Here is a 19728-nt window from a genome sequence, read left to right as displayed (position 1 = left end):
GGTGGGGGCGGCCGCGCCGCCCCCACGCTCAGCGGTTCTGCGCGTAGGCCGCCAGCCCGGCCAGCTGCACCGGGTCGAGCGACGGCCGCACCACGTCCCGCGCCTTCGCCAGGTGCGCCTGCGTCACCTCGGCCGCGTCCAGCGACTCCCGCATGGCCGTCAGCGCCGCCTCGCGGATGAGCGCAGCGCAGTCCGCCGCCGAGTACATGTCCAGCTCACCGGCGAGTGCCGCGAGATCGACGTCCCCGGCCAGCGGTGTGTTCCGCGACGAGGCCTTCAGGATCTCCGTGCGCGCCTCCGCGTCGGGCGGCGGCACGTAGATGATCCGCTCCAACCGGCCGGGCCGCAGCAACGCCGGGTCGATCAGCTCGGGCCGGTTGGTCGCCGCGATCACCACGACGTCCCGCAACGGCTCCACGCCGTCCAGTTCGGTGAGCAGCGCGGCCACGACCCGGTCGGCCACCCCGGAGTCGGACGACTGTCCGCGCCGCGGCGCCAGCGCGTCCACCTCGTCCAGGAAGACCAGCGCGGGCGCGGCGTCCGCGGCTCGCCGGAAGAGCTCGCGCACGGCCCGTTCCGACTCGCCGACGAACTTGTCCATCAGCTCGGCACCCTTGACCGTCAGCACGTTCAGCTGCCCCGAACCCGCCAACGCCCGCACGAGGAACGTCTTGCCGCAGCCGGGCGGTCCGTAGAGGAGCAGGCCGCGCGGGGGTTCCACGCCCAGCCGGGCGAAGGAGTCCGGGTAGCGCAGGGGCCAGAGGGCAGCCTCGGTGAGGGCCTGCTTGACCTCCTTCATGTCGCCGACGTCCTCGAGCGTCAACCCTCCGGTTTGGACGGTGTCCGACGCCGACATGGAGATCGGCCGCACCGTTCCGAGCGCCGCCAGCAGGTCCTCCTGCCCGACCCGGGGCTCCGCCACCTCGCGCTGCCGCAACGCGGCCCGGACCGCGGCTTCCCGGCGCAACGCGCACAGGTCGGCCGCCACGAACCCGGGCGTGCGCGCCGCCACCTCACCGAAGTCCACATCGGACTCCAGCGGCACGTCCCTGAGCAGCACCCGGAGGAGCTCCGTCCGCCCGGACGCGTCGGGCAGGGGGAGGGCCAGCTCGCGGTCCACCAGGTCAGGTGCCCGCAGCCGGGCGTCCACCGACTCGGCGCGCGCCGACGTGACCACCAGCGCCAGGTTGGGGCGGGAGATCGCCGTGCGCAGGATGTCCAGCACCACCGTCGCCACCGGCGGCGGGGCAGTGGGCAGCAGCGCGTCGACGTCCGTGAGCAGCAGCACCGTGGGCTTCTCCGGAACGCTCGCGATCGCGTCCCCGAGCTGCTTGGCCATCGCGCCCGGCTCCAGCACCGCGATGCTCGGCGCCGCCAGCTCCACCACCGAGGCGTCCACCGACCGCGCCACCGCGCGCACCAGCGTCGCCTTGCCCACGCCCTCCGGCCCGCTGACCATGGCGGCGAGGCGAGCCGACGCGCCCAGCTTCGTCAGCAGCTCGGGCTGCCGGAACATCAGCTCCAGCCACTCCGTCAGCCGCCGGGCCTGCTCGCGCTGCCCGACCAGGTCCGCCACCGGCAACGCCTCGTGCTTCTCCTGCACCACCACCGGCGTCACCTCGGCGGCGGGAGCCGAGGCGGACCGCCACCCCACGACGCTCGACGGCTGCACCGCCACCGGCCCGGCCGGATCGGTCGAGGTGATGGTGATCAGCTCGTTCGTCCACGTCATCCCGATGGCGTTGGACAGCTTCCGCCGCGTCTCGGACACGTTCGCACCGGGCGGCGGCGCGAGGTCCTGCGGCAACAACGACACGTTGTCGCCCACGGTGATGACCTTCCCGGTCAACGCCATCCGCACGTGCTCGGGCGTCAACGCGGTGGTGGCCAGCCGGGACCCGGCCACGGTGATCGACCGCGCGCCCGCCACCTGCACCGGCGCCACCACGATCTCCGCACCCTCGACCACGCCGAGGTTCGTGAGCGTGACGTCGTCCACCAGCACCACCCCCGGCGGCTGCTCACCGGCGGCGGCCAGCGCGGCACTCACGCGGGCGCCGGTCAGCTTCACGGCGTCCCAGGCCCGCAACCCCAAGGCGTCGAGCACCTCGGGGTGGAGGCGGACGACACCGCGGCGGGTGTCCAGTGCGGACGGGGACAGGCGAGCCGTCAGCGTGATCACGCCGCCGACTCTAGTTGCTCCGCCTTCTTAGAATGCGGACGTGAGTGATCCTGGGGAGATTCCTGTTTCGCCGGACGGCAACCCGATGACCAAGGTTGTCTTCGAGCTGGACCAGGACGACGAGGGCTGGCCCCCGGTCGGGTCGGAACGTCTGTGGGGCGAGAAGTCGGGCAAGGCCGAGCTGCGGCTGCTGAACACGCCGTTCTTCGTGCGCGGCATCGCGTTCGGCGACCGGATCAGGATCAGGCCCGACCACGAGCGCCGGGAGTTCGTCTTCGACGGCGTCGTGGCCGAGTCCGACCACTCGACGGTCCGCTTGGTCTTCCTCCGCGGCGACGACGGCAGGGAGGCGGTCGAGGACCGGCTGCGCGACGCCGGGTGCGACATCGGCACCCTGAGCGAGTTCCCGAACCTGATCTCCGTCAACGTCCCGCCCACCACCGACTACGCGGAGCTGCGGGCGTGGCTGTCGGAGCAGGCCGGGGTCGTCGGGTTCGAGGAGGGCGCGATCTCGGCCCTGCACCGCGGCCGGCCGGCATGACCGGGCGGGTGCTGTCCTTCGGCGGCGTCGAGTTCCGCGTGACCTCGATGAGCAACATCATGGACGACAGCGAGAGCATCGAGTTCATCGCGGACGACGGTCCGTTCGTGGCGGTCAGCAGGAAGGACGACGACCCCTCCTGGGCCCTCCACATCAGCGTGGACGGCGAGGTCGAGGAGTCCGTGCTGCTGGCGATGATCGCCCACGCCCGGCAGCGGCTGGCCTGAACGGCGAACGGCCCCGGACACGCGAGGTGTCCGGGGCCGTTCGCACAACGTCCTAGCGCTTCGGCTGGCGCCGCAGGCCCAGCTGCCGCCACGAACGACGGCGGCCGTTCCCGGAGATCTCGGCGTTCTCCGCCGCGATCGCGGCGGAACCATCCCGCCGGGGCCGGCGAACGGCACGCATGGCCGCACCGGCCACCCGGCCGCGCAACGGCTGCCGCAACCCGAGACGACGAGCCGCCACCCCGTGCGCCCGCTTGATCGCGCGGCGGTCCGCACCGGTGACGGTCCACGCCTCCGGGTGCTTCGACAGCCACAGGTACCGCCGCACCGAATAGGGCAGGTGGGCCAGGTACACGACCATCGCGATGATCAAGGCGACCAACGGGTAGGTGATGATCCCGGCCGCCGCCAGACCCACGACGACGAGCAGGGGGGCCACCGCGCGCGGCGGCACCTTCACCGTCTTCACCGACAGCGTCGGGATGCGGGAGACCAGCAGCAGCGCGACCAGCACGGTCCACGCGGCCACGACGTAGGAGTTGTTCCACCAGCCGTCGGAACGCACCTGCTCCTCGATGATCAGGGGCAGCAGCAGCAACAGACCACCGGCGGGCGCCGGGACGCCCACGAAGAACTCCTTCGCGAACGGCGGCTGTTCCTTCTCCAGCAACGTGTTGAAGCGGGCGAGGCGGACGACCATGCAGACCGCGAAGATCAGCGCGATGACCCAGCCCGCGCGGTTGCCCTCGAACTTCCAGAGGTAGATCGCCAACGCCGGTGCCACGCCGAACGAGATGGCGTCGGCCAGCGAGTCGAGCTCCGCGCCCATCTTCGACGTCGCGTCCAGCAGGCGGGCGATGCGGCCGTCGAGGCCGTCGAACACGGCGGCCGCCGCGATCGACGCGATGGCCGCGCCCCACATGCCGACGTTCGCGAAGTGCACTGCGGACAGGCCCGAGCACATGGCCAGGACCGTGATCGCGTTCGGCAGCAGGCGAACGCCGGGCCCGCTGGGTGCCACTTACGCCTCCGGGAGTTCGGCGAGAACGGTCTCGCCGCCGATGGTGCGCTGGCCGGCCTCGACCAGGACGCGGCTGCCGCGCGGGACGTAGAGGTCGACGCGCGAACCGAAGCGGATCAGGCCGTAGGTCTGACCGGCGGTGACCTTCTCGCCCTCGGCGACCTCGCACACGATGCGGCGGGCGACGAGACCGGCGATCTGCACGACGACGAGGTCGTGGCCGTCGACGGTGCGCAGCCACACGGTGTTGCGCTCGTTCTCCTCGGAGGCCTTGTCGAGGTCGGCCGAGAGGAACTTGCCGGGGTGGTACGAGACCTGGACGACCTCGCCGTCCGCGGGCACGCGCTGCACGTGCACGTCGAAGACGGAGAGGAACACGCTGACGCGCGTCATCGGCTGCGAGCCGAGGCCGAGCTCGGCGGGCGGGACGGCGTCGACCACGTGCGAGACGGTGCCGTCGGCCGGGGCCACGGCGAGGTTCGGACGGGTCGGCGTCACGCGCTTCGGCTCGCGGAAGAACCACGCCACCCACGCCGTGACCAGCGCGAGGACGACGCCCAGGCGCTTGAAGCGCAGCCGGACGAGGAGGGTCGCGATCGCCGCGGCGGCGACGAACGGGCGCCCAGCCGGGTGCATCGGCGGCACCATGCCGCGCGCGAGTTCGAGGAAGTGGGAGACGGGCTTCTCGCTGCTCATCGTGTCTGTGGGTTCCGTAGGTTGGGGGAGTGTCGGGCGTCATCACGCTACGGCAACGGCCCGAACCGCCCATCAGGACTGCCGGAAAGACAAGCGGCCGGTAGGCCCGTGCATCCCCCGACGAATGCACGGGCCGACCGGCACCTGCGGGCAGTGTAATCCCCGTCACATGGAGTTAACAACGTCGCTCGGTGAGCGTTCCGTCACAGTCCGTCCACTCCGAGGGACCGCAATCTCGCCCGCAGTTCGGCGACCCGGTTAGCGTCACGGACGGCGGGCTCGACCAGGTCGTCCGGGTAGATCGCAGCTCCGTCGGCCGTGCGCAGCACGAACAGCCCGCCCCAGTTGAGTTCCAGCGTCGCGCGGTTAGCCGTCACGAGCTGGTCAGCCACCATGCAGCCGAGGAGTTCCGTCACGGCCTCGACGGCCGCCTCGTGCACCTGCCCGGACGACAGCGAGCCGTCCACGGGCCGTCCGGTGAGGTCGTGCAGCCGCGCCTGTTCCAACGCCCGCAGCACGTCGGGCAGGGTGTCGCCGATCTTGCCGACCCGGCCGGCGTGCCGCAGGGCGTCCGCCTTCCAGCGCACCAGCGCGGGCCCGGCCAGCGGAGCGAGCTCGGCCCAGGTGATCGGCGGCCCGGACACCCCGACCAGCTCCGCGACCTGCGTGCCGGCCAGCAACGCGTGCGCAGGCCGTTCGTCGACGGCCTCCGCCACCGGCGACGCCGACCTCATCGCCGCTACCCGCTCGCGGACCGGCGGGTGGCTGTCGAACACCGACGTCGGCTCCAGCTCGGCCATCAACGGCTCCAGCTCGCGCAGCTGGTGCACGCGCCGCGGGTGGTCGAGGTAGGAGCGGAAGCCCTCGACCAGCGGCGGGGTGCGGCCCGCGTGCGCCGCGAGCGAGACGTACCAGGTCAGGTAGTCGCTCCAGGCCTCGGTGACCGGCCCGATCCGCAGCATCGCCCGCGCCGCCGCCTCCCGCCCGGCCGCCGCGACCGCGACCTCGTCGGCGAACAGCTCGTGCTTGCGGCTCTCCGGCGCGGCCACCAGCGCGTACAGCCGGGCCCACGCGTAGAGGACGCCGGTCGTGTCGAACCGCTCGGTCGTGAGCCGGAGGGTGAGCGTCGCGCGGTAGGTGAGGGCGGAGAGCTTGGTGTGCCCGCCGCTGTAGTGGCCGAGCTCGTGCGCGAGCACCGACCGCAGCTCACCGATGCTCATCCCGGCCACGAACGGCAGGCCGAGCGACATGTACCGCGCCCCGCCGTGCTCCCACACGCTCGCGTTCGGCTCGCTGATCAGCCGGATGTCGTCGGGACCGGGGGTGCCCGCGATCCGCGCCAGCTCGTCGACGTGCCGCCACAGCTCGGGGTGGTCCGCGCGGGTCAGCGGGACGCCGTCCGGCCGCGGCGTCACCCAGAGCGCGATGCCCATCGCCACCAGCGGGGGCCCGCCCAGCGCGAGCGCCATCAGGGCCAGCGCGCCGCCGGTGACGACCTCGCCCTGCTCGAACTGCGTGTACGCCAGCGCGCCCAGGGTGGCGAGCAACCCCAGCGCGAGCACGAAGAACCCCGCCAGCAACGCCAGCGCGAGCACCGCTCTCATGACCAGTTCCCCCAGAACGCTCGGAACTACTGCAGGTAGCGCACGGTGACCTCGGAGCCCGCCGCCAGCTCGGTGACGTCCTCGGGCACCTCGATCAGGCAGTTCGACAGCGCGAGCGCCGACAGCAGGTGCGAACCCGGCCCGCCGACGGGCGTCACGACCTCGCCGGACGCCGGGTCGTGCAGCCCGCGCCGGAACTGCGTCTTGCCCGCGGGCGACGTCAGCCCCGTCGTGATGCGCGCACGCGCCGTGCGGCGTTCCGGATCCGTGTGCCCCATGGCCGCCATCAGCGCCGGACGCACGAACACCTCGAACGACACCTGCGCGCTCACCGGGTTGCCCGGCAGCGACAGCACCGCGACGCCCTCGTAGCGGCCGGAACCCTGCGGCCCGCCGGGCTGCATCGCGACCTTCGTGAACTGCACGTCGTGGCTCGCCAGGGCGTCCTTGACCACCTCGTACGCGCCCGCGCTGACCCCGCCGGACGTGATGATCGCGTCCACCGCGCCGACGTACGGCTTGAGTGCGGCGTGGAACGCCTCCACGTCGTCCGGCACGAACCGCAGCTGGATCGCCTCGCAGCCCGCGTCGCGCACGGAGGACGCGAGCATCATGCCGTTCGACTCGTAGATCTGGCCCGGTAGCAGCGGCTGACCCGGCTCGACCAGTTCGGAGCCCGTCGACAGGACCAGCACGCGCGGGCGGCGGCGGACGGGCAGTTCGGGCAGACCCAGCGCCGAGGCGAGACCGAGCGTGGACGGGCGCAGCACCGTGCCCGCGACCAGCACCGGATCGCCCTTCCGCACGTCGTCACCGCCGACCCGGATGTTCTGGCCGGGCTCGACGGGCCGGTTGATCGTGACGGTCTCGGTGCCGCCGTCGGTCCACTCGACCTGGACGACGGCGTCGGCGCCGGGCGGGACCGGGGCACCGGTCATGATCCGCTGCACGGTGCCGGGGACCAGCGGCGTCAGTTCGGTCCGGCCGGCCGGGATGTCGTCGGTGACGGCGAACCGGGTCGGATCGTCGGGGTTCAGGTCGGCGGCGCGGACCGCGTACCCGTCCATCGCGGAGTTGTCGAACGGCGGCAGGTCGAGCGGCGCGATCACGTCGGCGGCGAGCACCAGCCCGAGGCACTCCTCGAGCGGCAGGTTCAGCACGGGCATCAGCCCGACGAGCCCGGCGACGCGCTGGCGGTGTTCGGCGACAGAGGTGGGGGACACGACTGCATACTGCCAACGTCGCGCCGTTCGCGAGCGCCGCATTGCCCGCAATCCTCACCGGAGGTGTTGTTCGTGCAGGTCCGGACCAGGCACACACCGACGTTCGGCGTGGCGAGACTCGTCCTCGCGCCCGGTGAGGCGGTGCTGGTCGACCCGCTGACGATCGCGGCCACGAGCTACGGACTCGCGGTCGAGGTGAAGGGCGCGGGCTCCGTGGCCGTCGCGCTGGCCACCGCCGGGGCCGAGGGAGGCTGGCTCGACGCGGCCCCCGTGCTGCCCGGCGACCTGCACCAGGTCGAGCTCGACGGCTCGCACGGCTGGTGTCTCGCCCGGCACAGCTGGATCGCCCAGAGCAGCACCGTCGCGATGAACCCGGACGCGCCGCCCATGCAGGCCATCTTCGGCGGCGCCGAGGGGTTCATGAACTACGCGCACGGCCAGGGCGTCGTCGTCCTCGCCTGTTGCGGCGCGCTCGACCTCGTGACGCTGGAGGCCGGCGAAGCGGTGACCATCAGCAGCGATCACGTCGTCGCGTTCGCGGACACGCTGCAATGCCGGCTGCGGCCGTCGGTACCCGATGGCGTGCAATCCATTCAGACGGGTGAGGGCCTGGTGTTCGACTTCGCAGGTCCCGGTGCCGTGCTCACGCAGACGCGCGGGCCTCGCAGACTCACCACCTGGTTGCGCGCCAACGGAGTCAGCCCCCGTTCATGACTCCGTAAGGAGGTATCCGAGTGAGTTTTCTTCTTTTAGCGTTGCGTTCTGCGCTTTGCGTGAGATGCGTGATCTGAAGGAGGACGTCTTGGCTCTCGGTACCGTCAAGTGGTTCAACTCCGAAAAGGGATACGGCTTCATCGCAACCGATGGCGGGCCCGACGTGTTCGTGCACTACTCGGCGATCCAGATGGAAGGCTTCCGGACGCTCTCAGAGGGCGACCGGGTGGAGTTCGAGGTGCAGGCCGGGCGGGACGGGCGCAGCCAGGCGTCGGACGTGCGCCGGGCGGGCTGACCGAGTCGGTTGGACGTCGCTCTGATCACGGCTTCGGTGAACCCGGAGCAAGCCGATCTCGGCGGACGTTAGGCTGCCTCGCGTGTCGGAGGACCTGAGCGGACGGCGAATCGCGCATTACCGGATCGACGGAGTGCTCGGCCGCGGTGGCATGAGCGTGACGTATCGGGCCACGGACGTGAGGCTGGGCCGGAAAGTCGCGCTCAAGGTCATCGGTGAGCACCTCGCGCCCGACGCGGAGTTCCGCGAGCGGTTCGTCGACGAGGCGCGCAACACCTCCGCGATCGACCACGCCAACATCGTGCCGCTGTACGACTTCGACGAGGTCGACGGCCTGCTCTACATCGCGATGCGGCTGGTGGACGGCCAGGACCTGGCCGGGCACATCAAGTCGGGCCCGCTCACGCCCGCGCGCACGTTGACGCTGCTCGGCCAGGTCGCCGAAGCGCTCGACATGCTGCACGGCAAGGGCCTCGTGCACCTCGACGTGAAGCCGGCGAACGTGCTGGTGACCGAGAAGGAGGGCGTGCGCGAGCACGTCTACGTCGCCGACTTCGGCCTGACCCGCCGCGGCGCCACCGGCCACCGCACCCGAACGGGTGATTTCCTCGGTTCGCCGACCTACGCGGCGCCGGAACACCTGCGCGGTGAGCCCGTCGACGGCCGCACCGACCAGTACGCGCTCGCGTGCATGCTCTTCGCCTGCCTGTCCGGGCGCCCGCCGTTCCAGGGCGGCGTGCAGGAGGTCATCGCCGGGCACCTCGGCAGTGCCGTGCCGGCGTTGTCGCAGCTCGTGGCGTTGCCGCCGGCCATCGACGACGTGATCCGCAAGGGCACCTCGAAGGACCCGGCGCAGCGGTACGCGAACTGCGCCGAGCTGATCGCCGCCGCGCGCGTCGCCCTCGCCGGGGTCGCGCAGGGCTCGGCTCCCGCTCAAGCCGGGCCGCAGTCCGGCTCGTTCCCCGCTCAGGGCTCGCCGGTGTCCGGGCCGGTGCCCGCGCAGCAGCAGGGGCCGTACCAGGGCGGCGGGTACCAGCAGCCGTTGCAGGACCCGGTCCGGCTGCGCCCGCCGAACCAGGTGGGCGTGAGCGCTTTCACGTCGTCGGCCAAGAAGGAGCGCCCGGCCTGGTTCGCGCCGGTCGTGGCGGCCGCGGTGGCGATCGTGGTGATCATCATCGTGGTGGTGATCCTCTCGCCTGGTGACGAGCCCGCACGTCAGCCCAAGACGAGCTCCGCCCCGTCCCTGCACATCGGGGACGACCCGACCTCGAACAAGCCCCTCCCGACCTCTGTGCCGGTCCGCACCTCACGCTGAGTTCGCTTGCACTCGTCGTGCCCGAGTGCTAAACACGAACTAGCACTCGGCTCCATCGAGTGCCAAGAAGTGAGGCTAGGAAGGTGAGGCCCCTCTCCGGGGGTCGTCCGTCGCGGGCACCGACCCTTGCCACTCGCATCGTGTTCCGCTGTGGGCTCTGCCGGCTCACAGTGGCCCAGAATCCACAAAGGCGGAGGAACACACCGCAATGGCCAAGATGATCGCGTTCGACGAGGACGCCCGCCGCGGTCTCGAGCGGGGTATGAACACCCTCGCCGACGCCGTCAAGGTGACGCTCGGCCCGAAGGGCCGCAACGTCGTTCTTGAGAAGAAGTGGGGTGCGCCGACGATCACGAACGACGGCGTCTCCATCGCGAAGGAGATCGAGCTCGAGGACCCGTGGGAGAAGATCGGGGCCGAGCTCGTCAAGGAAGTTGCGAAGAAGACCGACGACGTCGCGGGTGACGGCACCACCACCGCCACCGTGCTCGCCCAGGCGCTCGTCCGCGAGGGTCTGCGCAACGTCGCCGCGGGCGCCAACCCGCTCGGCCTCAAGCGCGGCATCGAGCAGGCCGTCGAGGCCGTCGCCGAGCAGCTGCTGAAGGCCGCCAAGGAGATCGAGACGAAGGAGCAGATCGCTGCTACCGCGTCCATCTCCGCCGCTGACCCCACGATCGGCGAGCTCATCGCCGAGGCGATGGACAAGGTCGGCAAGGAAGGCGTCATCACCGTCGAGGAGAGCAACACCCTCGGTCTCGAGCTCGAGCTCACCGAAGGCATGCGCTTCGACAAGGGCTACATCTCCGGTTACTTCGTGACCGACCCCGAGCGTCAGGAAGCGGTCCTCGAGGACCCGTACATCCTGCTGTTCGGCTCCAAGATCTCCACGGTCAAGGACCTGCTCCCGCTCCTCGAGAAGGTCATGCAGGGCGGCAAGCCGCTGCTGATCATCTCCGAGGACGTCGAGGGTGAGGCCCTCGCGACCCTGGTCGTGAACAAGATCCGCGGCACCTTCAAGTCCGTCGCCGTCAAGGCGCCCGGCTTCGGTGACCGCCGCAAGGCCATCCTCCAGGACATCGCCACCCTCACCGGTGGCCAGGTCATCACCGAGGACGTCGGCCTGAAGCTGGAGAACGCCGACATCTCGCTGCTGGGCAAGGCCCGCAAGGTCGTCGTCACCAAGGACGAGACGACCATCGTCGAGGGCTCGGGCGACGCCGACCAGATCCAGGGTCGCGTCAACCAGATCCGCGCCGAGATCGAGAAGTCGGACTCCGACTACGACCGCGAGAAGCTCCAGGAGCGCCTCGCCAAGCTCGCCGGCGGCGTCGCCGTCATCAAGGCGGGCGCGGCCACCGAGGTCGAGCTCAAGGAGCGCAAGCACCGCATCGAGGACGCCGTTCGCAACGCGAAGGCCGCCGTCGAAGAGGGCATCGTCGCGGGTGGTGGCGTCGCGCTGCTGCAGGCCGCCGAGGCTGCCTTCGCGGGCCTGAAGCTCACGGGCGACGAGGCCACCGGTGCCAACATCGTGAAGGTCGCCGTCGAGGCGCCCCTCAAGCAGATCGCGGTCAACGCCGGCCTCGAAGGCGGCGTCGTGGTCGAGCGCGTCAAGTCCCTCCCCGCCGGCGAGGGCCTCGACGCCGCCACCGGCGAGTACAAGGACCTGGTCGCCGCGGGCATCATCGACCCGGCCAAGGTCACCCGCTCGGCGCTGCAGAACGCCGCGTCCATCGCCGCGCTGTTCCTGACGACGGAAGCCGTCGTCGCGGACAAGCCGGAGAAGAACGCGGCCCCGGCCGCGCCGGACGCCGGCGGCATGGACTTCTGAGTCCACCCGCAGCACCACCGCACCACCCAGGAAGGCCCGACTCGCTCCGCGAGCCGGGCCTTCCGGCTTTTCCGGCCCCGCAATCGCGCTCGCTGTCGCGGCCGAGGTGAGCACGACAGCCGCCGGTGGTGCCAGCGCACACCGGCGGGCAGGCAAGACGGGCTGAAGGCGAGCTTGAGAGTTGAGGGGGCTGGAGGGTAGAGGGGGCTGGAGGGCAGAGGGGGTGGAGAGCTGAAGGCTGAGGGGCCCGAGGGGAGTTCCGGGCTGTGGGAGGCGGGTTGCGGGGCCGGAGGGCCGAGGGGAGTTGCGGGAGGCGGGCTACGGGAGGCAGAAGGCTGGCTGCGGACGGCGGGAGTAGGCCGCGATGCCGGGGCCGTGGGGCGCGGTTATGGGGCCGGGCGGCAACGAGTCGTAAGCATCGCGATGGCGCAGCCAAGCCACCCAAGACCCAACGGCAATGCCGCAGGCGAGGCGTCAGAGCTCTTGCCTCACCACACCGCCCGCCAACCGCAATGCCGAAGGCGAGCCGTCCCTAGCTCTCAGCTCCGAATAGCCGGTATCGGTGACGTGCCAACGAAACCCAGCCACGCACCCGAAGGGATTGGTGCTTGACTTCGGGTGCGAGGTGCTACCACTCGTGGCTCGGCCGGGCGCTTTTCAGCCCGGCCTTTTCCGGTCCGACCAGCGCCTCGCAAGGGCCCCGAAGTCAAGCCCCAATCCCCATCGTCGCGCAGCGGCGATGACGAAACCACGCCCGTCCAAAGTCTTTGCACCCCAACGCGACCACCAGTACGAAGGCGACCGGAACCCCAGAACCCCAGCAAAACCTCAAAGCATGATCGTGGGCGTGACAACGGTCCGCCCAGGCTCCCCACGAGAATTCACCAAATGCACCAGGATTTGCGTGGTCCCGGTGGGAACATCGGGAAGAACAAACCGCCCACCGTCATCAGCCCGAGTGCAGGAGGACTGGTGATCGGCCACCCGGACCTCCACCTCGTGCTCCCCGGCCGGCACCAACCACCCGTCGATCCGGTGCCGTGACCCGGTCGACGTGAAGTTGACCATCAGGGTCAGGTTGTCCACGGTGAACGTGATGGTGCCGGTCTGCCCGCCCCGCACGCCGGCGAACGATCCGGCACGTTCCCACCGCGCCACCTCGACGTCCAGGGACTCCAAAGCGATCGCGAACTTCACGCGGTCCACCAGGTCGGCGGGCGGCGGGTCCAGTTCGTCGACGAGCCTGTTCAGTTCGGAGAGGACTGCGGTGTCCTCGGGGCCCCTGCGGTCGTCGCGCGGGTCGATCTCGTTCACCGCGATCCTCCTTCCGTCTCCAGGTAGTTGCGCAGCAGTGTCAAACACCGTCCCCTGGTCGGACCGATGCTGCCGTGGGGCATGGCGAGGGCCTCGGCCACTGCCCGGTACTCCGCGCGGCCCGCGAGCACGGTGAGTCGGAGCAGTTCCTGGCACCTCGTGGTCAGGCGGCCGAACGCGAGCCACAGGCGGCGGTCGCGGTCGTCCTGCAGCGTGACGTCCTCCGGCAGGCCGGTGTCGGACTCCAGCTGCTCGGCGTACTCGTCCGAGAGGTGCGTTTCACGCTTATTAGGTGTCCAAGTTCGGCGTGCTTCACGCCTCGTCGTGACGACCAGGTAGCCGACCAGGGCTTTCGGCTCGTTGATGTTCTCGATGTTCTTGAGGAACGCGAGCCAGACCGTCTGCACGACGTCCTCCGCGGCGGCGCGGTCGAGGCCCTGCCCTCGCGCCACGTGCCACAGCAGCGGGGTCAGCTCCGTCACGAGCACGTCCAGTGCGTTGCGGTTGCCCTCTCGTGCGGCCGCCACGCACATCGCGTGTCGTTCGGTGCCTTCAAGCCCGTCCCACGGCGGACGGTCATCCGCCGTGTGCAGCTCGTCCATGTGGCACCTCCGATCGGCCGCCCTGTCAGCGCCGTCCGCCAACTCATGAAGGGCTAACTGGGCGGTAGATACAAAATTCACTCGATTGGAGCAGTATCACCGCCAAGGTGACCCTCATCTTCCTCCGAGCACGCCAGCGGCCCGTGATTCCCCCTCCGAGTCACGGGCCGCCAGTGGTGGGAGCTCGCGCCGACCGGCACCCCTCGAACCGGCCGGCACTCGCTCCACGCCTGAACAAAGCGCTCTACTGAACAAGAGCGGAACTCAGGCGATCAGATACAGCCCTCTGACGCGGCAACGGCCGCGAAGGCTCCCGATTCACGAAAGCACACGTTATGGTCTAGACCATGCCGATTCTCGAAGTGATCGCACTGACCGCGAAGGACGCCGAGGCCGCCCAGGCCGGGGGCGCCGACCGGCTCGAACTGGTCGCCGACATGGCGAGCGACGGCCTCACGCCGTCGACCGCCACCTTCAAAGAGGTCAAGAACGCCGTCGACATCCCCGTCCGCGTGATGCTCCGGGACGCCCAGGGCTTCGCGCCCGGCAACCTCAAGCACCTCCGTCGCCAGGCCTGGGAACTGAGGGAGGCGGGCGCGACCGAGTTCGTCCTCGGCTTCCTCGACGCGGAGAACGAGATCGACGAGGGCGTCACCCTCAACCTCCTCGCGGAGTTGGAAGGGTGTGCCTGGACGTTCCACCGTGCGCTCGACAACTCCAACGACGTCTTCCGCTCGTGGGCGACCGTGCAGACCCTCGGCTGCGACACGGTGCTCGCCGCGGGCGCCAGGACCGGTGTGAAGGACGGAATCGAGAACCTGAAGAAGCTCGTCACCCAGGGACCGCCCGCGCTGCTCGTCGGCGGCGGTCTTCAGCAGCACCACGTCCCGGAACTGCTGGCAGCGGGCGTGAACGGGTTTCACGTTGGTAGCGCGGTCAGGCCTGGTGGATGGGACTCCGCCGTCGATTCCGCATCAGTTCGGGAATGGGTCAATCGTCTGGTCTAGACCCTTGCCTAATCGCGTTCTACAGTCACGTTGCTTCCTGTGAAATAGCTGTTGCAACATACGCAACGTGAAGGGCGCGACGACGATGCGGCTGAAGACACTTGCGGCGGTGCTGGGCGTGGGCGCGGTGGTCGCCTGCGCACCGGTGCAGTCGGGACCGACCAGCACGGGTACGGACGAGCAGACGGGACAGCTGCGGGTGTGGCTGTTCGACGAGGTCAACCGCGGCCCCAAGGAGGCCGTGGTCAAGGAGGCGATCTCCGAGTTCCAGGGCAAGCACAGCGGCGTCACCGTCGACGTGCAGTACATCCAGGTGTCCAGCCGGGCCGAGCGCTTCAAGGCCGCGTTCAGCGACCCGAAGAGCGCCCCGGACGTCGCCGAGTTCGGCAACACCGACCTCGCGGGCTACGTCTCCGCAGGCGGCTTCTCCGAGCTCGACCTGGGCAAGTGGGAGGAGTCGAAGGACCTGGTCCCGACGATCCTCGACACGGCCAAGGTCGACGGCAAGACGTACGGCGTGCCGTGGTTCGTGGGCGTGCGCGCGTTGTACTACCGCACGGACGTGTTCAACGAGCTCGGCCTCAAGCCGCCGGCGACGTTGGACGAGATCGCGACGACGGCCCGCGAGATCAGGCAGAAGAAGCCGGACATGATCGGCATCTCGGCCGGCGGCAAGTACCTCTTCGCCGCGCTCCCGTACATCTGGGCGCAGGGCGGCGACCTCGCGAAGTCCGACGGCGGCAAGTTCACCGCCACGATCGACAGCCCCGAGGCGAAGGCCGGTGTCGCCAAGTACACCGAGCTGATCAAGGACGACATCTGCCCGCCCGCCGCCTGCGCGGGCAACGGCGGCGACGCGAGCGTCGAGGCGTTCCGGGCCGGCAAGGCCGCGATGACCATCGGCGGCGACTTCAACCGCAAGTCCGTCGACGCGTCCTCAGCCGCCGGCAAGTACGCCGTGGTGCCGCTGCCCGGCAAGGACAAGGGTTCGGTCGCGCCCGCGTTCGCCGGCGGCAACCTGCTCGGCGTCATGAAGGGCACGCAGCGCAAGACGCTCGCCAACGAGTTCACGCAGCTGCTCGCGTCGAAGAAGTACCAGCAGAAGATGTACACGGCGATGGGCAACCTGCCGACGTTCACCGACGTGCAGAAGCAGGTCTCGGACGCGGACAAGTTCCTGGAGCCGTTCACGAAGACCCTGCAGTCCGGCACGAAGTTCGTCCCCGTCACGCCGGCGTGGGCGAAGATCGAGGCGCAGACCGTGGTGCCGACGATGATCCAGGAGATCGTCACCGGCGCGAAGAACGTCGACACGGCCACCGCCGACGCCGCCAAGACGATGAACGCGGCCTTCACGTCGTGAGCATGACCGCCAAAGGCCAGGGGCGGACCGCGTTCGCCTACCTGGCTCCAGCGCTGCTGGTCCTCGGGGGGCTGCTGGCCTACCCGATCTACCAGCTGGTGCTCATCTCGCTCTACGACTACGGCCAGGAACAGGTCAGCGGCGGCGCGCCGCTCGAGTTCCTCGGTCTCGGGAACTACCAGAAGCTGCTGGGAGACCAGCAGTTCTGGACGGTGTTCGGGCAGACCGTCGCGTTCGCGGCGGTCTGCGTGGTCGGCACGTTGCTTGTGGGCGCGTCTCTCGCAATCCTCGCCACCCGCGTCCGCACGTGGGTGCGCATGACGTTGTTCCTGGCGGCGCTCGGCGCGTGGTCCACGCCCGCCGTCGCCGGCTCGACGATCTGGCTCTTCCTGTTCGACGCGAACTTCGGGTTCGTGAACGAGGTCCTGGGCATCCAGGGCTTCTCCTGGACGTTCGACAAGTGGACGGCGTTCGGACTCGTCGCCGCACAGGTGATCTGGTGCTCGTTCCCGTTCGTCATGGTGACGCTCTTCGCGGGCATCAAGGCGATCCCGGGCGAGGTGCTGGAGGCCGCCGCGCTGGACGGCGCGTCGGCGTTCCGCACGGCGTGGAGCGTCACGCTCCCGTTGCTCAAGCCGATCATCCTCGTGGTGACGATCCAGTCGATCATCTGGGACTTCAAGGTCTTCACGCAGATCTACGTGATGACGAACGGCGGCGGCATCGCCGGGCGCAACCTCGTGCTCAACGTCTACGCCTACCAGCAGGCGTTCGCGGCGTCGGAGTACGGCCTGGGCGCGGCCATCGGTGTCGTGATGACCGTGCTGCTGCTGGGAATCACGATGTTCTACCTGCGTGCGCTCAAGAAGTCGGGGGAGGTCCTGTGAGGCGCTGGCTGACCGAGGGCTTCGTCCTCATCATCGCCGCGGTGGTGGCGTTCCCGCTGTTCTGGATGGTGCTGTCCGCGTTCAAGCCGGAGGACGAGATCATCTCGGCCGACCCGGTGCCGTGGACGACGCGGCCGACGCTCGACAGCTTCACGCGGGCGCTGACCGTCGCGAACTTCGGGCGCTACTTCATGAACAGCATCATCGTCGCGTTGATCGTGGTCGCCCTGAGCATCCTGATCTCGTTCCTCGCGGCGACCGCGCTGACCCGCTTCCGGTTCCGCAGCCGCACGACGCTGCTGATCATGCTGCTGGTCGTGCAGATGGTGCCGGTCGAGGCGTTGACCGTGCCGCTGTTCTTCCTGATGCGGTCCGTGGGTGACTCGGTGCCGGTGTTCGGCCTGAACCACCTCGGCTCGCTCGTGCTGGTGCACCTGGCCTTCAGCCTGCCGTTCGCGATCTGGATGCTGCGGGGCTTCGTCGCCGCGGTGCCGGTGGAACTGGAGGAGGCCGCCACCCTGGACGGCGCCTCGCGGTTGAGGTTCCTGTGGCAGGTGCTGTTCCCGCTCGTGGCGCCCGGCCTGGTGGCCACGAGCGTGCTGTCGTTCATCCACGCCTGGAACGACTTCCTGTTCGCCAAGACGTTCATCATCTCGGCCGTGGAGAACCAGACCCTGCCGCTGGCTCTCCAGGTGTTCGTCAAACCCGACCAGAACGATTGGGGCGCGATCATGGCGGGCTCCACCCTGATGACCATCCCCGTGCTGATCTTCTTCGTGCTCGTGCAGCGTCGTCTCGTGTCCGGCCTCGCGGGGGCGGTGAAGGGATGAACCTGCTGCCCCGCCCCGTTTCCTATGTGGACGGTGGAAGGCTCTGTGAGTACAAGGGCTGGCAGACCGTCGTGGCCGAGGCGCCACCCGGCGGCTACCGGCTCGTCTCGTCCGACGAGGGCGTGCTGATCGAGGCGAGCGACTCGGCCGGCGAGATGAACGCGTTGCAGACCCTGCGGCAACTCCTCGGCGCGCAGGCGTTCCGGGCGGCGGGCGACAAGCCGTCGGTCATCCCGGCGTGCGAGGTCGTGGACTACCCGCGGTTCGAGTGGCGCGGCGTGATGCTGGACGTCGCGCGGCACTTCCTGCCCAAGCGGGAGGTGCTGCGCTACGTCGAGCTGATGTCCGCGCACAAGCTCAACGTCCTGCACCTGCACCTCACCGACGACCAGGGCTGGCGCTTCGAGTGCAGGCGCTACCCGAAGCTCACCGAGGTCGGGTCGTGGCGGGAGGACTCGCGGTTCGGCGACCGGCGCTCCGGCGGGATGGAAGGCCGTCCGCACGGCGGTTTCTACACCCAGGACGACCTGCGCGAGATCGTCGAGTTCGCGAGGTCCCGGTACATCACGGTGATCCCGGAGATCGACATCCCCGGCCACTCCCAGGCGGCGATCGCGGCCTACCCGGAACTCGGGCTGCACGGCGGGGGAGTCTGGACCGACTGGGGCGTCAACGAACGCGTGCTCAACACGAACGAGTCCACAGTGGACTTCTACCGGAACGTGTTCGACGAGCTGATGGACGTCTTCCCGGCGGAGGTCATCGGTCTCGGCGGGGACGAGGCACCCGGTCACGAGGACGGCGTCCTGGTGCGCGCCATCGCCGAGCACATCGTCAGCAAGGGACGCAGGCCGTACGGGTGGGACGAGGTCCTCGACGCGCGTCCGCTGCCGCACGGCACGGTCGTCGCGTCGTGGCGCGGGGTCGAGGGTGGTGTCACGGCGCTCGGCGCGGGCCACGACGTCGTCATGTGCCCCGAGCAGCACGTCTACCTGGACTACCGCCAGTCGGACGGGCCGGACGAACCGATCCCGGTCGGCACGGTGACGACGCTGGAGGACGTCTACGCGTGGGACCCGGTGCCCGCGGGCCTGACGGGTGAGGAACCCGGACGGCTGCTGGGCGCGCAGGCGAACATCTGGAGCGAGCACCTCGACTCGCCCCGGCGCCTGGACTACGCGGCGTTCCCGAGGCTGGCCGCGTTCGCCGAGGTCGTGTGGTCCCCGGCGGAGAAGGACCCGGCGTTCGTCACGCGGCTGCGCGAACACCACCTGCCCAGGCTCGACGCCCTGGGGGTGGAGTACCGACCCCTCGCCGGTCCCCACCCCTGGCAGCGACTACCCGGTGTTCCCGGTTTTCCACGGTGATCACATCGCAGCGTCTTCCTCGGGCATGAGGAGCCAGGCGGCGACGTAGAGGACCGCTCCGGTGCCGAACCCGAGCAGCGTCGCCGCCACGAGGATGATCCGCAGGATCGCCGCGTCCACGCCGACCATCTTGGCGACACCGCCGCAGACGCCGGCGATCATCTTGTCGTTGCGACTCCTGCGGAGCTTCTTGACCTGGGCCGTTGCGTCGTTGAGAACGTTGTTCGTCATGTACCCAGAATCGCGTTTTCACACGCACCGCACATCGGGAACCACCCCGAACCCGACCCTGATCCGCGACCCCGGGGTCGCACTCAGTCCAGGCAGAACTCGTTGCCCTCGACGTCCTGCATGACGATGCAGGACTCGTTCTCCTCGTCGGCCTCCATCACGCGCACGAGGGTCGCGCCGATCGCCTCCAGTCGTGCCCGCTCGGCCTGCAGCGTGGCGAGCCGTTCGGCACCCACGAGCCCGGTGCCCGCCCGCACGCAGACGTGGACGCGGTTCTTGACGACCTTCGACTCGGGAACGCGCTGGAAGAAGAACCGCGGACCCTCGCCCGTCGGATCGGCGACCGCGGACCACGAGCCGTCGCTGTCCTGCGGCGCGCCGTACCCGAGCACCTGGCTCCAGAACTCCGCGACGCGCACGGGTTCCGCGCAGTCGAACGTGATCTGGACTTTCTTGATCGACCCCATTCGCCCACCGTAGT

General features: G+C 69.8%; 20 protein-coding genes. 11 read left to right on the top strand and 9 right to left on the bottom strand.

Annotation, left to right across the window (positions count from 1 at the left end):
- Positions 1-28: 28 nt before the first annotated feature.
- Positions 29-2182, bottom strand: coding sequence for an AAA family ATPase (locus tag QSK25_RS28630; RefSeq protein ID WP_285642818.1), 2154 nt, complete (start codon positions 2180-2182; stop codon positions 29-31).
- A 40-nt stretch (positions 2183-2222) separates the two neighbouring features.
- On the opposite strand from QSK25_RS28630, the gene QSK25_RS28625 reads away from it, so the two are divergent.
- Positions 2223-2723, top strand: coding sequence for a DUF4265 domain-containing protein (locus QSK25_RS28625; protein WP_285642817.1), 501 nt, complete (start codon positions 2223-2225; stop codon positions 2721-2723).
- On the top strand, positions 2720-2950 hold the full coding sequence (locus QSK25_RS28620; RefSeq protein WP_285642815.1) for a hypothetical protein: 231 nt from the start codon (positions 2720-2722) through the stop codon (positions 2948-2950). Before QSK25_RS28625 ends, QSK25_RS28620 begins: the two co-directional genes overlap by 4 nt.
- Positions 2951-3002: 52 nt before the next feature.
- Here the strand turns inward: QSK25_RS28620 and pssA are convergent, their stop codons facing one another.
- The 4 genes from pssA to moeA all read right to left on the bottom strand — a co-directional run bounded on the left by pssA (position 3003) and on the right by moeA (position 7494).
- Positions 3003-3971, bottom strand: coding sequence for a CDP-diacylglycerol--serine O-phosphatidyltransferase (gene pssA, locus QSK25_RS28615; protein ID WP_285642813.1), 969 nt, complete (start codon positions 3969-3971; stop codon positions 3003-3005).
- A complete protein-coding gene (locus QSK25_RS28610; RefSeq protein WP_285642811.1) occupies positions 3972-4667 on the bottom strand; it encodes a phosphatidylserine decarboxylase in 696 nt (231 codons plus the stop codon).
- Positions 4668-4870: 203 nt separating this feature from the next.
- A complete protein-coding gene (locus tag QSK25_RS28605; RefSeq protein ID WP_285642809.1) occupies positions 4871-6271 on the bottom strand; it encodes a M48 family metallopeptidase in 1401 nt (466 codons plus the stop codon).
- A gap of 26 nt (positions 6272-6297) precedes the next feature.
- On the bottom strand, positions 6298-7494 hold the full coding sequence (moeA, locus tag QSK25_RS28600; protein ID WP_502881900.1) for a molybdopterin molybdotransferase MoeA: 1197 nt from the start codon (positions 7492-7494) through the stop codon (positions 6298-6300).
- Between the two features lie 72 nt (positions 7495-7566).
- On the opposite strand from moeA, the gene QSK25_RS28595 reads away from it, so the two are divergent.
- The 4 genes from QSK25_RS28595 (at position 7567) to groL (ending at position 11646) form a co-directional block, all read left to right on the top strand.
- Entirely contained in the window at positions 7567-8208 is a 642-nt protein-coding gene (locus QSK25_RS28595) for an AIM24 family protein (RefSeq protein WP_285642805.1), read from the top strand.
- A gap of 88 nt (positions 8209-8296) precedes the next feature.
- Positions 8297-8503 carry a cold-shock protein gene (locus QSK25_RS28590; protein ID WP_030470913.1) on the top strand — a complete coding sequence of 69 codons (207 nt, stop codon included), beginning with the start codon at positions 8297-8299 and terminating at the stop codon, positions 8501-8503.
- 82 nt (positions 8504-8585) lie between these two features.
- A complete protein-coding gene (locus QSK25_RS28585) occupies positions 8586-9818 on the top strand; it encodes a serine/threonine-protein kinase (protein WP_285642803.1) in 1233 nt (410 codons plus the stop codon).
- Between the two features lie 208 nt (positions 9819-10026).
- A complete protein-coding gene (gene groL / locus QSK25_RS28580) occupies positions 10027-11646 on the top strand; it encodes a chaperonin GroEL (RefSeq protein ID WP_285642802.1) in 1620 nt (539 codons plus the stop codon).
- An 828-nt stretch (positions 11647-12474) separates the two neighbouring features.
- Here the strand turns inward: groL and QSK25_RS28575 are convergent.
- Positions 12475-12951 (bottom strand): carboxypeptidase regulatory-like domain-containing protein, encoded by a 477-nt coding sequence (locus QSK25_RS28575; RefSeq protein WP_382442885.1) that lies wholly within the window; start codon positions 12949-12951, stop codon positions 12475-12477.
- 5 nt (positions 12952-12956) lie between these two features.
- Positions 12957-13562: an RNA polymerase sigma factor gene (locus QSK25_RS28570; RefSeq protein WP_285642800.1), complete on the bottom strand. Its 606-nt coding sequence runs from the start codon at positions 13560-13562 to the stop codon at positions 12957-12959.
- A 347-nt stretch (positions 13563-13909) separates the two neighbouring features.
- On the opposite strand from QSK25_RS28570, the gene QSK25_RS28565 reads away from it, so the two are divergent.
- The 5 genes from QSK25_RS28565 to QSK25_RS28545 all read left to right on the top strand — a co-directional run bounded on the left by QSK25_RS28565 (position 13910) and on the right by QSK25_RS28545 (position 19016).
- The gene (locus QSK25_RS28565) at positions 13910-14569 is read left to right on the top strand and encodes a copper homeostasis protein CutC (RefSeq protein WP_285642799.1); all 660 of its coding nucleotides are present in this window, start codon (positions 13910-13912) and stop codon (positions 14567-14569) included.
- 85 nt (positions 14570-14654) lie between these two features.
- Complete coding sequence (locus QSK25_RS28560) at positions 14655-15932, top strand: extracellular solute-binding protein (protein WP_285642953.1); 1278 nt, start codon at positions 14655-14657, stop codon at positions 15930-15932.
- 2 nt (positions 15933-15934) lie between these two features.
- Complete coding sequence (locus QSK25_RS28555) at positions 15935-16819, top strand: carbohydrate ABC transporter permease (RefSeq protein WP_285642798.1); 885 nt, start codon at positions 15935-15937, stop codon at positions 16817-16819.
- Positions 16816-17649, top strand: a complete 834-nt coding sequence (locus QSK25_RS28550) for a carbohydrate ABC transporter permease (RefSeq protein ID WP_285642797.1) — start codon at positions 16816-16818, stop codon at positions 17647-17649. The genes QSK25_RS28555 and QSK25_RS28550 overlap by 4 nt, the downstream gene beginning before the upstream one ends.
- Positions 17646-19016 carry a beta-N-acetylhexosaminidase gene (locus tag QSK25_RS28545; protein WP_285642796.1) on the top strand — a complete coding sequence of 457 codons (1371 nt, stop codon included), beginning with the start codon at positions 17646-17648 and terminating at the stop codon, positions 19014-19016. Before QSK25_RS28550 ends, QSK25_RS28545 begins: the two co-directional genes overlap by 4 nt.
- Here the strand turns inward: QSK25_RS28545 and QSK25_RS28540 are convergent, their stop codons facing one another.
- Complete coding sequence (locus QSK25_RS28540) at positions 19017-19247, bottom strand: PspC domain-containing protein (protein ID WP_285642795.1); 231 nt, start codon at positions 19245-19247, stop codon at positions 19017-19019.
- Positions 19248-19330: 83 nt separating this feature from the next.
- A complete protein-coding gene (locus tag QSK25_RS28535; RefSeq protein WP_285642794.1) occupies positions 19331-19714 on the bottom strand; it encodes a VOC family protein in 384 nt (127 codons plus the stop codon).
- Positions 19715-19728 lie beyond the last annotated feature (14 nt).

Origin of the sequence: Lentzea sp. NBRC 102530 (genome assembly GCF_030269365.1) — a bacterium.
Lineage (GTDB): Bacteria > Actinomycetota > Actinomycetes > Mycobacteriales > Pseudonocardiaceae > Lentzea.
This window is presented reverse-complemented; position numbering and strand designations above follow the sequence as displayed.

Excerpts from the sequence above, each read along its gene's own strand:
- QSK25_RS28620 (WP_285642815.1), top strand. The coding sequence starts at position 2,720 with ATGACCGGGCGGGTGCTGTCCTTCGGCGGCGTCGAGTTCCGCGTGACC.
- QSK25_RS28610 (WP_285642811.1), bottom strand. The coding sequence starts at position 4,667 with ATGAGCAGCGAGAAGCCCGTCTCCCACTTCCTCGAACTCGCGCGCGGC.
- QSK25_RS28605 (WP_285642809.1), bottom strand. The coding sequence starts at position 6,271 with ATGAGAGCGGTGCTCGCGCTGGCGTTGCTGGCGGGGTTCTTCGTGCTC.
- groL (WP_285642802.1), top strand. The coding sequence starts at position 10,027 with ATGGCCAAGATGATCGCGTTCGACGAGGACGCCCGCCGCGGTCTCGAG.
- QSK25_RS28570 (WP_285642800.1), bottom strand. The coding sequence starts at position 13,562 with ATGGACGAGCTGCACACGGCGGATGACCGTCCGCCGTGGGACGGGCTT.
- QSK25_RS28565 (WP_285642799.1), top strand. The coding sequence starts at position 13,910 with ATGCCGATTCTCGAAGTGATCGCACTGACCGCGAAGGACGCCGAGGCC.
- QSK25_RS28560 (WP_285642953.1), top strand. The coding sequence starts at position 14,655 with ATGCGGCTGAAGACACTTGCGGCGGTGCTGGGCGTGGGCGCGGTGGTC.
- QSK25_RS28555 (WP_285642798.1), top strand. The coding sequence starts at position 15,935 with ATGACCGCCAAAGGCCAGGGGCGGACCGCGTTCGCCTACCTGGCTCCA.
- QSK25_RS28545 (WP_285642796.1), top strand. The coding sequence starts at position 17,646 with ATGAACCTGCTGCCCCGCCCCGTTTCCTATGTGGACGGTGGAAGGCTC.
- QSK25_RS28540 (WP_285642795.1), bottom strand. The coding sequence starts at position 19,247 with ATGACGAACAACGTTCTCAACGACGCAACGGCCCAGGTCAAGAAGCTC.
- QSK25_RS28535 (WP_285642794.1), bottom strand. The coding sequence starts at position 19,714 with ATGGGGTCGATCAAGAAAGTCCAGATCACGTTCGACTGCGCGGAACCC.